Source organism: Pedobacter planticolens (genome assembly GCF_014172375.1).
Classification (GTDB): domain Bacteria; phylum Bacteroidota; class Bacteroidia; order Sphingobacteriales; family Sphingobacteriaceae; genus Pedobacter; species Pedobacter planticolens.
On the sequence record NZ_WNXD01000001.1, the window covers coordinates 1,422,532 to 1,436,924 of the forward strand.

Annotated in this window: 13 protein-coding genes; 4 read left to right on the forward strand and 9 right to left on the reverse strand. The window is 33.2% G+C overall.

Annotated elements, in window-relative coordinates; translation table 11 throughout:
• Nucleotide 1 precedes the first annotated feature (1 nt).
• From GM921_RS05830 to GM921_RS05840, 3 genes are all read left to right on the forward strand, one after another.
• Nucleotides 2-652 (forward strand): hypothetical protein, encoded by a 651-nt coding sequence (locus GM921_RS05830; RefSeq protein ID WP_235969784.1) that lies wholly within the window; start codon nt 2-4, stop codon nt 650-652.
• A gap of 62 nt (nt 653-714) precedes the next feature.
• The gene (locus GM921_RS05835) at nt 715-2,580 is read left to right on the forward strand and encodes an LTA synthase family protein (protein WP_182921656.1); all 1,866 of its coding nucleotides are present in this window, start codon (nt 715-717) and stop codon (nt 2,578-2,580) included.
• A 1-nt stretch (nt 2,581) separates the two neighbouring features.
• A complete protein-coding gene (locus GM921_RS05840) occupies nt 2,582-4,753 on the forward strand; it encodes a S9 family peptidase (RefSeq protein WP_182921657.1) in 2,172 nt (723 codons plus the stop codon).
• A 362-nt stretch (nt 4,754-5,115) separates the two neighbouring features.
• On the opposite strand, the gene GM921_RS05845 is transcribed toward GM921_RS05840, so the two are convergent.
• The 8 genes from GM921_RS05845 to GM921_RS05880 all read right to left on the reverse strand — a co-directional run bounded on the left by GM921_RS05845 (nt 5,116) and on the right by GM921_RS05880 (nt 11,579).
• Nucleotides 5,116-5,817, reverse strand: coding sequence for a DUF3307 domain-containing protein (locus GM921_RS05845; RefSeq protein WP_182921658.1), 702 nt, complete (start codon nt 5,815-5,817; stop codon nt 5,116-5,118).
• The gene (locus tag GM921_RS05850) at nt 5,818-6,429 is read right to left on the reverse strand and encodes a transcriptional regulator (RefSeq protein WP_182921659.1); all 612 of its coding nucleotides are present in this window, start codon (nt 6,427-6,429) and stop codon (nt 5,818-5,820) included.
• 116 nt (nt 6,430-6,545) lie between these two features.
• On the reverse strand, nt 6,546-7,256 hold the full coding sequence (locus GM921_RS05855) for an outer membrane beta-barrel protein (protein WP_182921660.1): 711 nt from the start codon (nt 7,254-7,256) through the stop codon (nt 6,546-6,548).
• A gap of 154 nt (nt 7,257-7,410) precedes the next feature.
• The gene (locus GM921_RS05860) at nt 7,411-7,944 is read right to left on the reverse strand and encodes a hypothetical protein (protein WP_317170966.1); all 534 of its coding nucleotides are present in this window, start codon (nt 7,942-7,944) and stop codon (nt 7,411-7,413) included.
• A 79-nt stretch (nt 7,945-8,023) separates the two neighbouring features.
• Nucleotides 8,024-9,292 (reverse strand): adenosylmethionine--8-amino-7-oxononanoate transaminase, encoded by a 1,269-nt coding sequence (gene bioA / locus GM921_RS05865; RefSeq protein WP_182921662.1) that lies wholly within the window; start codon nt 9,290-9,292, stop codon nt 8,024-8,026.
• Nucleotides 9,289-10,167: a CPBP family intramembrane glutamic endopeptidase gene (locus tag GM921_RS05870; RefSeq protein ID WP_182921663.1), complete on the reverse strand. Its 879-nt coding sequence runs from the start codon at nt 10,165-10,167 to the stop codon at nt 9,289-9,291. Before GM921_RS05870 ends, bioA begins: the two co-directional genes overlap by 4 nt.
• Nucleotides 10,168-10,605, reverse strand: a complete 438-nt coding sequence (locus GM921_RS05875; protein WP_182921664.1) for an NUDIX domain-containing protein — start codon at nt 10,603-10,605, stop codon at nt 10,168-10,170. It lies immediately after the preceding gene.
• The gene (locus GM921_RS05880; RefSeq protein WP_182921665.1) at nt 10,602-11,579 is read right to left on the reverse strand and encodes a cation diffusion facilitator family transporter; all 978 of its coding nucleotides are present in this window, start codon (nt 11,577-11,579) and stop codon (nt 10,602-10,604) included. The genes GM921_RS05875 and GM921_RS05880 overlap by 4 nt, the downstream gene beginning before the upstream one ends.
• A gap of 116 nt (nt 11,580-11,695) precedes the next feature.
• On the opposite strand from GM921_RS05880, the gene GM921_RS05885 reads away from it, so the two are divergent.
• A complete protein-coding gene (locus GM921_RS05885) occupies nt 11,696-12,892 on the forward strand; it encodes a pyridoxal phosphate-dependent aminotransferase (RefSeq protein ID WP_182921666.1) in 1,197 nt (398 codons plus the stop codon).
• A gap of 167 nt (nt 12,893-13,059) precedes the next feature.
• Here the strand turns inward: GM921_RS05885 and GM921_RS05890 are convergent, their stop codons facing one another.
• Nucleotides 13,060-14,307, reverse strand: a complete 1,248-nt coding sequence (locus GM921_RS05890) for an ABC transporter permease (RefSeq protein WP_182921667.1) — start codon at nt 14,305-14,307, stop codon at nt 13,060-13,062.
• Nucleotides 14,308-14,393 lie beyond the last annotated feature (86 nt).

A 14,393-nucleotide genomic window follows, 5' to 3' on the forward strand; every position in this document is an offset into this window, starting at 1 on the left:
TATGATGTTTAAATCTATGAAAACTGGCGTTTTAGCCGCAATCTTAATTAGCTCAGCAATAGTTGCTAATGCTCAAAAAAAATTAACTGAAGGTTCTTTAGTGTATGGTATTGAATATAAAATCGATGCCCCTGGAGCTCCTGCAGAAAACAAAATAAAATTTAATGGAGATATTTCTAAAATGGAAATTGAGGCTGGACCTGCATCAATTGGTGTTTTCATGGATCTTAAAGGTGGAACTGGTTTGGTTTTGGTAGATGTACCAGTTGCTCAAATGCAAAAAGCGGCTAAATTAACCAAAGCTGATGTGGAGGAAATGAATGCAAAAAAACCTAAATTATCTGAATTTAAAGCAACGGGTGAAAAAGCGGTAATTGCTGGTTATAATGCAGAAAAATACACCTACAAAAGTGATAAAGATGATGCAGTAATGTGGCTAACTACAGAGCTAGAATTACCTTTAAACATGGTTACTGCTGACTTTAAAGACGTTAAGGGTACTGTAATAAAATACTCAGATTCTAAAGCGACAATTACCTTAAAATCTGTTAGTGATGCTAAAGTAGGTGCACTTTCTGTAACAACTATTCCAAGTGGATACGACGAAATTACCTATGCAGAATTAAAAGCAATGCAAGGCGGAGGAGAATAATATCTCTCTCAATACTATATTAAAATCAGGTTTTTATTCATGGCTTTTATTAAATTGCGTCAATGTTTAAAAACCTGATTTTTTTTGCTCGTTTTTTTCTGTTTTGGTTATTGTTTTTTGCGGTAGATAGATTAGTTTTTCTTTCCATCTTCCATAAAAAACTAAGAGAAATACCTTTTGGAGAAAGAATACCAACCTTTTATTACGCATTAAGGTTAGATTTATCAATGGCGGCTTATTTAGCTGTAATTCCATTGCTAGTTTTTTTATTTTGGTACTTTACTAAAAGAACATCGCTTAACTTTAAATGGGTTTCCGTTTACAATAAAGTTTTAATAGTTCTTTTTGGCTTTTTTTCAATTGTAAATTTCAATACGTATCGCGAATGGGGCATTAAAATAAATTATAGCGCCTTGGCTCCCATTATAGAAACGCCAAAAGAGGCTATGGCATCTAGTGGTTCCTCTCCTTTTATGTTTTCCATGTTTATTTGGGCAATATTAATTGGATCAGGTTTTTATCTCAATTTTATTCTCCTAAAAAAGCAAATCAATTTTGTTAAAACTCCAATTTTGATAAAATCTATTGTTGCTATTTTATTATTAGGATTTAATTTTCTAATAATTAGAGGTGGTGTTGATGTAGCTCCAAATAACCAAAGCATGGCTTATTTTTCAAAGTATGAGATATTAAATCACGCTTCACTTAATACCGAATGGAATTTAATATCGAGCATCTTAGCGTCAACAAAAACTAATAAAAATCCTTATTTATATTTTGATAACGCAGCTGCAGAAAAACAAATTTCTGAATTATACAAAGTTGAAAAAGACACCACTATTTCCATTTTAAAGACTCAAAAACCTAATGTTGTTATCTTTATTTTAGAAAGTTTCACAGCAGATTTAACCAAAACATTAGGCAATGAAGAAGGTATTACACCTAATTTTGATAGTTTAATAAACAAGGGCGTTTTATTTACAAATATTTATTCAGCAGGAAACCGTACTGATAAAGGGCTAATAGGTACATTGAGCGGTTTCCCAACATTAGGAACAGGAAGTATAGTGAAGTGGCCAGAAAAAATGCAAAAAATTCCAGCTATCAGTCAAAAACTCTATCAAAATAAGTATCAAACTTCATTTTATTATGGTGGTGAATCTGAATTTGATAATTATAAAGCATTTCTACTAAGTCACAATTATCAGAAACTGGTAGATAAACACAGTTTTGAGAAAAAGGATATGAATTCGAAATGGGGAGCTTATGATGGACTTGTTTTTAATAGGCAATTACAAGATATCAATCAGGAAAAACAACCTTTCTTTTCTACCATTTTGTCTTTAACCAATCATGAACCATTTGAATTACCTACGACCCCTAAGTTTGGAAATAAAGATATTATTCAGAAGTTCAAAAGCACAGCTTATTATACAGACTCTTGTATAAATGATTATTTAACAAAAGCCAAAAAGCAATCTTGGTATAAAAATACACTGTTTATCTTTATTGCAGATCACGGTCATTTGTATCCAAAAAACAAGTACGAGATTTTTCAACCTCAACGTTATCACATTCCCTTACTTTTTTATGGGGATGTAATTAAAGATGAATATCAGGGAAAGAAATTTGATAAAATTGGAAGTCAGCAAGATGTTGCAGCTACTTTATTGGCTCAATTAAACATTCCACATAAAGATTTTTTATGGAGTAAAAACCTACTGAATCCTTACAGTAAACATTTTGCTTTCTTTAGTTGGGATAACGGTTTAGGCTTTATTAATGATAACCATTGTGTTACATTTGATAACATTGGCAAAAATATTTTGTACAATAGCAACCCGAAAGATAGCGCACAAACACAAATAAATCTTAATTTAGGTAAATCCTATTTACAATCTGTATATCAACAATTTATAAAACTATAGTATGAAACTAACTAAACTATTTATTGCTATTGCAGTTGTGGCCTTTATTGGCAACGGCAATGTAAAAGCGCAAAGAGGTGGCATTAACTGGACTAAAGATGGGAACAGTTATTATCAAAATGCTGGTGGAGAAATCGTCACCATTACTTTACCAAAAAATGAAAGCAAAACAATTGTAAGTAGAGCATTACTTACTCCAGCAAATGCTTCCAACCCTTTAAATGTAAGAAGTTTTCAATTAACTGTTGACGGTACAAAAGCACTTATTTACACTAATACCAAAAGAGTTTGGCGTCAAGATAGTCGTGGAGATTATTGGGTAGCAGATATTGCAAATAATACCTTAAAACAAATTGGAAAAGGCAAACCAGTTTCTTCATTAATGTTTGCTAAGTTTTCTCCAGACGCAACTAAAGTAGCTTACGTTAGCGAGCACAATGTTTACGTAGAAGATTTAGCTACTGGAGCAATTAAAGCATTAACTACTGATGGAACTTCTAGAATGATTAACGGTACATTTGACTGGGTTTACGAAGAAGAATTTAATTGTTTAGATGGTTTTAGATGGTCTCCTGATAGCAAATCAATTGCTTATTGGCAAATTGACGCAACTAAAATCAAAAACTTTTTAATGATTAACAACACCGATTCTATCTATTCTTTTACCGTTCCTGTAGAATATCCAAAAGTTGGTCAAGATCCTTCAGCTTGTAAAATTGGTGTGGTTGATATCGCAACTGCAAAAACAAATTGGTTAGCAGTTCCTGGAGATAATATCCAACATTACATCCCTCGTATGGATTGGATTCCGAACACAAACGAAGTTATTTTGCAACAATTGAATCGCGAGCAAAATGAAAGCAAATTATTTATTGCAAATGCTACAACTGGCTCAGTAACGGAAATTTATAAAGAAAATGATAAAGCTTGGATAGATCCACAAGATAGTTTTGTGTGGTTAAATGGAAACAAAGAGTTTGTTTATCAAACCGAAAAAGATGGTTATACGCATTTATATCGCGTTAACAGAGATGGCAAAAAAGAAACATTAATTACCAAAGGCAACTATGATGTGATTAGCGTTAACTTAATTGACGAGAAAAATAACACAGTTTATTTTATGGCTTCGCCAACAAATGCCACTCAAAAATACTTATACAAAACTAAATTAGATGGAAAAGGAAAGCTAGAAATGGTAACTCCTTCTGTCCTACCTGGCACACATAGTTATTCAATTTCACCAAATGGCTTATACGCTCGCCATAGTTACAACAGCTCGGTGGTTGCTCCAGTAACAGAGTGGATGAATTTTACGACCAATAATCCATTAACTATGGAAGGAAGTATAACGAACCAATTAGCTAAACAAACGCCGCCAAAAAACAAAGTAGAATTCTTTAAAGTAACTACAGAAGATGGAGTTGAAATGGATGGTTGGATGAAAAAACCTGATAATTTCGATGCTACTAAAAAATATCCTGTTGTATTTTACGTATATGGCGAACCTGCTTCACAAACTGCTGCAGATGTTTGGGGCGCTGGCAGAAACGGCTTATACGTTGGTGATATGGCTAAAGATGGCTACATCTATATTTCTATGGATAATCGTGGCGCTCCAGTTCCAAAAGGTGCAGCATGGAGAAAAGCGATTTACAAAAACATCGGTGTAATCAATATTCGCGATCAGGCAATGGCTACTAAAAAATTATTGGCAACCTATTCATTTATGGATAAAGATCGCGTTGCAGTTCACGGCTGGAGCGGTGGCGGTTCATCAACCTTAAACTTATTATTCCAATATCCTGATATTTATAAAACTGGTATCGCTGTAGCGGCGGTTGCCAACCAATTAACTTACGATAATATTTATCAGGAGCGTTACATGGGCACTCCTTTTCCTACCACAGAGGCCTATGTAAAAGGTTCTCCTATTACATATGCTAAAAATTTGGTTGGAAATCTATTGTACATTCATGGTACTGGAGACGATAATGTTCATTATCAAAATGCAGAAATGTTGATTAACGAATTGGTTAAAAACAAAAAAGTATTCCAAATGATGAGCTATCCAAATCGTACACATGGTATTTTTGAAGGCGCAGGAACAAGTGAGCATTTAGCTTTAACTTATACTAAATTCTTAAAAGAATACTGTCCACCAGGAGCTAGATAGTCCAAATTATAAAAAGCAAAAAACCTCAAGTATTTAATATTTGAGGTTTTTTTATTTGAAAAGCAATTTCAGTATTTCATTTGATACTTCACTCCTGCCCTCGCTCCAATCTTTTTGGCATTGTCATGCTGAGCTTGTCGAAGCATCTGCAACAAAAAGTATTTCCGCTAAGTCAGGTTTAAATTATGCAAGTCTTTGCTACTAGTTGTGGTTTCCTTGCACAAGCTTTAGTTAAATAGCCCAGATTGAAGCGATATACTTTTTAGATGTCATCCTGAGCGTAGTCGAAGGACAATCTAAAAAGATTTAGCGAAAAGCTGGATTACCTTTAACCATTACAATAAAATTGCGCTTCAAAAAAATTACAAATTGATATTCATAACAGTCATGGCTACAATTAACGCAATACCGAAGCTCAATAAAGTACCAATAAGCACATATTCGGTGAGTTTAATATCGTGTGCTTCTTTTAAATCCCCAAACCTAAAAATAGATTTTGCAGCTAATAAAAACCCAACGGCTTCGAAATGATGCGTGCATACAAAAAGATAAATAAGCAAACGCTCTAAAATACCAATGAATTTTCCGGCATCTTGTAATGAACTTGATGCTTTGCTAGGAATCCATTTAGCAATAATTACTCTGATAAATATGGCAGCTGGAGATATTAAAAATAAAGCACCGAGCAAGAATAACCAAAATTGTGCGTTTTCTAAAAAGTTTAGGCTAATTGCTGGCTGATAGAAATAGTTCCAACAGCTTACAATTACTACAATGTGAAGAAATTGATCAACAAAAAACCAAATTCGTTTCGTTTTTTCCTTTTGGAAAAGGAGTTTAATCACATCTATTATACCATGAAATAAACCAACTACGAGCGCTATTTTCCAAGAATTTAAGGAAAGGAAAATCAAAAATATTAATAAAATATGAATGGCAATATGCAAATAAAGCTTATCCGATTTTAGCTTCTTTTTTTCCTTTTCTGCTACCCAAGAGTTAGGTTGAAGAAAGAAATCACCCAATACATGAGCTAATAAAAGTTTAAGCAAAACGATTTCCATTTATTTTTTAATTAGTTTACTAATTTGGTTGCTGTATTTACTTTCTAGTTCCATTATTTCTGTAAAATGTGCTCTTTTTAAAGCCTCACTTACCGACGATTGACTTCTACCAGATATTTTTGCAATCTTATCTTGGTTAGTGTTTTGATTTTCAATGGCATATTTAACCATTTCTGCAGAAATTTGCCCCCAACTATCCATGGCAATTAATGCCAATCGAATAGAGAGATTTATATCTTCATCGTACTTTGGCCAAGGCGTTTTAATAGCCATATTTACCTTACTTAATTTGAGCGCATCAAAAGCAGATCCAGAGTTAATAAACACCTCTCCGTTAGCCTCACTCACCTTTTCAGCGCTAATGCTTTTTTTACCAATACCAATTCCTATCCTAACATCTGCCTTTTTCAAGGTTTTAATACATGCCTTAATATAAATGGCATTTAACAAGGCATCTTTAGCATTTAATTCTACTTGAAAACTATCCCCTCTAAAGATTTCCCACTTAACATTTTTACCAAATAAGCCTTCCAAAGCGCTTTTTAGTGTATTAATCCATTCTTCTGGCAATGCCCTAGAATTAATTATATCTCCTGTTAGTACAGCTATCATTTTACTAATATCAGGTAAATACCCGATATTTCCAATTATCGGCTAATTACCCGATATTTCACTTTATCGGTTAATTAGCCGATAATTTTTCAAGAATATCATGGGATAATCCAAAATTAAAAACCAATACTTAAGCCAATTGCAAGGTTAAAAGCACCTGTACTTTGCTTCACTTCTTGTTCTACTGGTGCATCAGCTGGGTAGCTATAAGTTGAAAATTTTGGTTGGGCGCCATTATAGTCTCCACCCAATTTTAAAGCCATTCTATTGTCTAAACTATATTTAAATGCCATTCCTAATGAATAAGTAAATGAATTTACTGATGTAGACTCTTGAGAAGAATTGAAAGATCCCATACCAGGAATAAAAACATTAACATCTATTTTAGGTGATGAAGTTGATTGCAGCCCTGCTAAAGCTCTTACTTCAAAGTTTAATTTTTCATTTTTTGTAAGAGGAACTGTATGAAATATGCCGGCCATGATAGATCCTGTTTTCCATGCAGTAGTTTTCATACTTAAACTTGCACCTGTGCCATCTGGAACAGCATATGCGCTTAAAGCATTTTCGTCAACACTATGAAGACGACCTTGTAAACTTACTATTCCGCCAAAATATTTAGAAAATGTATAACTATAATCAATACCTAAAAAACCTCCAATCTTGGCTAAACCTGAGTTTTCATTTGATATATCTTTATCTCCAAAATCTCCCAATGGGAAACTTGGTCCTATAGAAATACCTATAGCAGATTTTTTGGTTATTGTTTGTGCATTTACATTAAAATACAAGAACGTGATTAGGCCCAGTAATAAAGTTTTCTTCATAAGAATTTGAGTAAATATCTGATTTTATCTATGTCTAAAATAACAACTATTATCTATAATTAAAAATTTAGTTGGTTTTTAATTATAGATAATAGCGTAAAAATTAGCAGTTTAAGGGTGCCACAGAGAGGTGGGAAATAAATCGAAAAACAAATTAAGCTGAAACCTCTTTTCCAAGCCCAATTATCCAATTATCAAACATCTCTTGTTCAATTTTGATAATTTCATTGGCGTGTTTTTCCCATTCTGGAGAAAATTCTTTTAGTTGATTTAGCATTTCTTCTAAATGCCCCTCTTCTTCCAAAATAATTGATTTTACGGTTACACGGCTTTCTTTTGCACTCAAAATATCTTGGTAAATTGGGTATAATTCATCTGCTCTAACTTCAATAGCGTAGGTTACAAATAGGTAGGCAGCGAATTTTAAATCATATCCTGATAGGTTAAACTGATTTTTTAAGTACCTACATACCTGAACATCTAAAGTATTTAAATAAAACTTAGTATGGTTTGGTGCTAGTAATTCTGCATTGCTATATGTCTTGCAAAAGTTTTCGTCGAGCTTTGCTAATTGCTTTTTTAAGTAATATGCATGGCGATGTTCTTCTGCTGCGTGTTTTAAAATAAGCAGAGTTACTTCTTCTTTATGTTCTGCTGCTGATATCTTTTTCGCACCTGCATTTTCCATATAAGACAGGGTATTTAACCATTTGGAATGCAGAACATTATCGTTAACTATATTTTCTAAAATTGAGGATAAGTGCATATTATATTTCTTCTAAAGCTTGTTGAATTGTTTGGTAAATGTACGTCAAATCATCATTAGAAATGATATACGGTGGCAATATGTAAATAATATTTCCTAATGGCCTAAGAATAATCCCCCTAGTTAAAAAGTAGTTATAAAGCTGATCTCTCAATCCGCTTAAATAAGAAGTATCGTTTCCTGTTTCCCACTCTAAAGCTATAATAGTTCCGGTTTGTCTAATGTTTCTAACTTTTGGATGGTTTTTAATTTGATTAAAGAATTGCTTGTGCTGTTCTTCAACTCTTTTAATATTAGCTAAAGTTTCAGCCGCTAACAAAATATCTAAACTTGCTAAAGATGCTACGCAAGATATTGGGTTTGCTGTAAATGAATGACCATGATACAAGGTTTTCAACTTATCATCGCTTAAAAAAGCTTCGAAAATTTTCTGATTACAGCTCGTAACCCCTAAAGGCATGGTGCCGCCTGTTAAGCCCTTACTTAAACAAAAAATATCTGGGTGATTAATTAGCTGTTCGCAAGCAAAATAAGTTCCTGTGCGCCCAAAACCCGTCATTACTTCATCAGCAATAGTTAGTACATTGTTATCTATACAAGTTTTTAACAATTGATCTAAATACTTGGCCGCGTACATTTGCATGCCGCCAGCGCCTAAAATTAAAGGTTCAAAGATGAAACAAGCCAGTTGAGAAGAAAGATTTGAGATTTGAGATTTAAGGCTAACTATATTTTTCTCGTTTGGTAAATCGATAAACTCAACATCAAACAGCAAATCATTAAATGGATTAGTAAAAATACTTCTCCCGCTAACAGACATGGCGCCAAATGTATCTCCATGGTAGGCGTCTTTAAATGCTAAAACTTTCTTTTTATGGAGATTTCCAGAATTATTCCAATACTGCAAACACATTTTAAGGGCAACTTCTACCGCTGTAGAACCATTATCAGTATAGAATATTTTTTCTTGTTTACCTGGTAATAAAGGCAATAATCGCTCTGCAAGCAAAACAGCTGGCTCATGTGTAAAACCAGCAAAAATTACGTGTTCTAATGTTGTTAATTGTGCAGAAACCTTTTCTGCAATGTGCGGATGTGCATGACCGTGAATATTTACCCACCATGATGAAACTGCATCAATATACTTTTTCCCATCCTCATCAAATAAATAAACGCCTTCTCCCCTAACAATGGGAATAGGCATTTGGGCATTTTTCATTTGTGTATAAGGATGCCAGATTACTTTTTTATCTCTTTCTACTAAACTCATTCTATAGCGGTTTCTTCCTCAAATTCTTCTTCAAAAACAGTTTCCATTGGCTTTATTTTATAGCGAACTAATAGCCAAATTATTAAAATTGATATTATAATTGTGCAAAATATAGAACCTTCAATACCAAAAACACCACCAGAAAGAAAGCTTTGACCAACTGGCTTGGCGAATAATACACCTGGCGTATCAATACCACTAACTTTGTAACCTAAAAGGATTCCTTGTGTAAAATTCCAACCAAAATGGATACCAATTGCCCAACTTACATTTCGTTTTTGCAAGGTATAAGTGGAAAATAATGCACCTGCTAAAGCGATATTCAGCATTGCTAGTGCATTAAAACCTGGATTTGCTAAATGTACCAATCCGAATAATACACTGTTTAAAATAATGGTTATACTAATTGGATATCGCTCTGCAAAAGTAAATAAAGGAAATGTTCTAAACATTAATTCTTCAAACAGCGCAACAATGATAAAATATAGCAAATAACCAAAAAACAGAAGTGCGCTGATTTTAGATATAGAAAATATGACGTTACCATTTAACAACAACATACCGCCACACAACATAATAAGCACAAAACCAATTAAACTTCCTTTTAAAAAACTAGAAAATGATTTTTCTTTTAGCACGAATACAGTTCTAAAATCTACTGTCGGAAAAACTTTAAAAATCATTAAAAGTGCGCCCAAAACTGCCACTACAGTAGATCCTTCTAAAAGTAAATCAGCTAATAAAGATTTTTTATCAATAGAAATGAAGTCAAATTGAGCAATTATTCCAAAAGGCAATAAGCAAAGGAAAATAAAAATTACAAAAAGGATAACCTTAGAAATTGGAGTTAAATAGTATAAAATCTTCTCTCCCATCTATGTATTTGATTTTTTTAAAAGTTTTACTACTGTTTTATCTGTTTTAAAAGTAACATCATTCTCGCTTAACTCATTAATATTTACCCATCTAAAAGATTGATTTATATCCTCATCAAAGTCGAAAACCCTTGTTTTAAATGGTAGTTGTAAAGGTTGTGTTGCTGCAACCAAATAATAAATACTAATTACTTGACTATCATTAAAAGAAGATTTCTCGTAAAAATCAGTAGTATAAAAATGACCAGTTACTTCAATTTCTGCATTGCATTCTTCTATAAATTCACGTTTAAGCGCATCAATTAAGCCTTCGCCTAATTCCAATCCTCCACCAGGAAATTTGGTGAAGTTTTGACCGTACTCATGTTCATCGCTTAATAAAACTTCGTTTTTGACATTAATAAGCAATCCGTAAACTCTTACATTAAAATAACTCATTGACTAAAATGTTTTTGATTTTTGGTCACATTTTCCATATCCCATTTAATTTCTGCTCTAAACTCTTCTTGTCTCACACCGCAATTTTGCATTTTACAATAATTACAACATGCTGGTAAACATGGGTCTGCATGAATAAACAGCTCTGTCTTATGCGTACCAGAAGCATTAATCAATTTATCTATGCTAGAAATTTCATGATGAACTGTATTTAAATCGAAGTAATAAGGCAAAGTAACATGACAATCTACGTGTAAATCTGCACCATATTGTTGAGCTCGTAAATTATGAACATCAATCCAGCTTTCTTCCCTATTCTCTTGCAAAATTACCACTATATCTTTTACCAGCTCAATATTACTTTCATCCATTAATCCACCAACAGATTTTCTGGTCAATTTATATCCATTAAAAATGATGTATAAGCCTAATGCAATTGAAATTATGCCATCTAGCCAATAAATTTGAGTTAATTGAATTAAAATTATCCCAATAACCAAACCTCCACTACTAATAGAATCAGTTAATAAATGTTTGCCATCAGCTTCTAAAGTAATCGAATTGTTCTTTTTTCCAGTATTAATTAGATAAAAACCTACTATCAAATTAACCAAACCAGTAGCGCCAATTATAATAGCACCATCATACAATTGTCCAATTTCATTCGGATAAATTAAATCATAACTAGATTTTAAAATAATGATAATACCTGCAATTCCAATCAATACGCCTTCCACAAAAGCAGAGAAAAACTCTACTTTTCCATGTCCATACGGATGATTCTTATCCTTAGGTAACGTGCTTAAATAAATACTGTAAAACGCAAAGGCACTGGCTAATACATTTACAATACTCTCTGCCGCATCTGTAAGAATGGCGTTGGCATTTGTTAAGAAGTAAGCAACGAACTTTGCCAACATCAAAATAATACTTACGCAGAGCGAAATGAGTATGGCTTTCTTTTTAGGTTGCAAATTGAGTGATTTTAGATGTCAAAAATACAGTTAAAGCACGAAATTTTAAGAAAAAGTATCTTTTTTTAGCACCTAATTGCAATTGGTTTTTATATTTGCGCATTCACAAAAATATTATGACTTTTTTATCCCAAAGAATCAACAACTTATCCGAGTCTGCAACACTTAAAATGACTAAACTTGGTCGCGAATTAGCGGCAAAAGGCATTAACATTATTAGCTTAAGTATTGGCGAACCAGATTTTAACACTCCAGACCATGTAAAAGAAGCTGCTAAAAAGGCTTTGGATGAAAACTACACACGTTATTCTCCTGTACCTGGCTATCCAGAATTGCGTCAAGCTATCGTAAATAAGTTAAAGAAAGAGAATAATTTAGATTATGATATTTCTCAAATTGTAGTTTCTACAGGAGCAAAACAATCCTTATCAAATGTAATTTTAACATTAATTAATCCAGGTGAAGAAGTAATTATTCCTACTCCGTATTGGGTTTCTTATTCTGAAATGGTAATACTTGCAGAAGGTAAATCAGTTTTTATTGATACGGATATCGAAAGTGATTTTAAAATTACACCCGAGCAATTAGAAGCTGCAATTACACCAAAGACTAAACTTTTCATGTTTTCATCGCCTTGTAATCCAACTGGGTCTGTGTATAGCAAAGCTGAATTAGCGGCATTAGTTAAGGTTTTCGAAAAATATCCAAACATTTTTATCCTATCGGATGAAATTTATGAGCATATCAACTTTGTTGATCAACATGAATCGATTGCACAATTTGATAGCATTAAAGAACGCGTAATTATTGTAAATGGTTTTTCTAAAGCTTTTGCAATGACAGGTTGGAGATTAGGATATATCGCGGCTAGCAAAGAAATTGCAGCTGCTAATGATAAAATGCAAGGTCAAACTACTTCAGGAACTTGTTCTATTGCTCAACGTGCTGGTATTGTGGCTTATGAGCAAGGTTTAGAAACTGTTCTAGAAATGAAAAAGGCTTTCGCCAGACGCAGACAATTAGTTTATGAATTATTAAATGATATTCCCGGAGTAAAAACAAATTTACCTGATGGAGCTTTTTATTTCTTCCCAGAAATCAGTTCATTCTTTGGCAAAAAAGATGCAGATGGAAATGTAATTAAAGATTCTGCTGATCTAGCTTTATATTTATTAAATGTGGGTCATGTGGCAACTGTTGGCGGTGATTCTTTTGGTAATAACAACTACATCCGTTTATCTTACGCTGCATCTGACGAAAGTTTAGTAGAAGCATTAAGAAGAATTAAAGAAGCATTAGCGTTGTTAAAATAATCCCTATCCCCTAAAGGGAACTTGATATAACGTAAATAAAAAAGGAGCAGATGTAGAATTTGCTCCTTTTTTATTGTAATAACTATTATTTGAATCTTGCTATAAACAATAGAAAGAAATTCCCCTTTAGAGCCTGCTCCGATTTTATATCGGAGGGATTTAGGGGTTTAAGATCGTATTGCCTCTACCGGATCTAACCTTGAAGCAGAAAACGCTGGCCAAAAACCAGCAATTAAACCAATACCCACTGACCAACCTAAACCTTTTACCACATTTTTAAGGTATAAAATTACTTCAACATCAAAAACATGCGTAAATAGCAGCGTTAGTAAATACACTAGTCCAAGGCCTAAAAGTCCACCCATTAAACATAGAGCTACGGCTTCAAATACAAATTGCAGTAAAATAAAATAGTTTTTGGCACCTAATGATTTTTGAATACCAATGATATTTGTACGTTCTTTTACGGAAACAAACATGATGTTTGCAATGCCGAAACCGCCAACCAACACAGAAAATCCACCAATAATTAAACCAGCAATATCAACCACGCCAAACATAATATCTAATTGATTAGAAAGCATGGTGGTTTTATTTAATGAAAAATCATCCTCCTGACCTGGCTTTAAACGACGAATAGAACGCATTTGACCTTTCAATTCTGCTTCAACTTCTTCTAAAGCTATATTTTCTTTTCCTCGAACTGTAACTTGAGGATTATATCTTTCATTATTAATATCAAAAATACCTTTAGCTAAATTTAATGGAATAAGCACATTTTTATCTTGCGACATACCCATCATATCCTCGCCTTCTTTTTTAAATACACCAACAACAGTAACCCTTCGCCCCATCACCTTAATTTGTTTACCAACAGGCTCTTCACCCTCAAATAAACCTTCGGCAATTTCTGCACCTACAATACAAACTGGCGAACCAGATTTACTTTCATTTTCTGTAAAATACCGTCCATCCTGAAATTCTAAATCCCATGTTAAATTATATTCTTGCGATGCAGCGTTTAAGCTTGCTCCCTCAACAGAATTACTACGATATTTTAACGTACGACTATTTGCCGAAACTTCATATGAAACGCCTTGCGCCATATCCATACGGTCTTTAAGTGCTAAATAATCTCTTAATGATGGTTCTGGGCGATTTACATATTTCCACCAAGGAAAATTCCCACTAAAAATCCATGGCCATTTTTGCACAAATAAAGTGTTAGATCCTAATTTATCTACGCTACTTTGAATTTTATTGCGCATGGTATCAACACCTGTTGAAACTGCAATAATGATAAAAATACCAATTGTTATCCCTAATAAAGATAGCGCAGTTCTCAGTTTATTCTGACGAAGTGCATCCCAAGCAAACCTGAAACTTTCGCCAATTAGTCTAAATATCATTATCATACTGTTTAGACCAAAAATACCTAAAAAGGTTACAGTTACTCAACTATAATATAAAAAATACATAAGAAATGATTCGGGTTGCATCG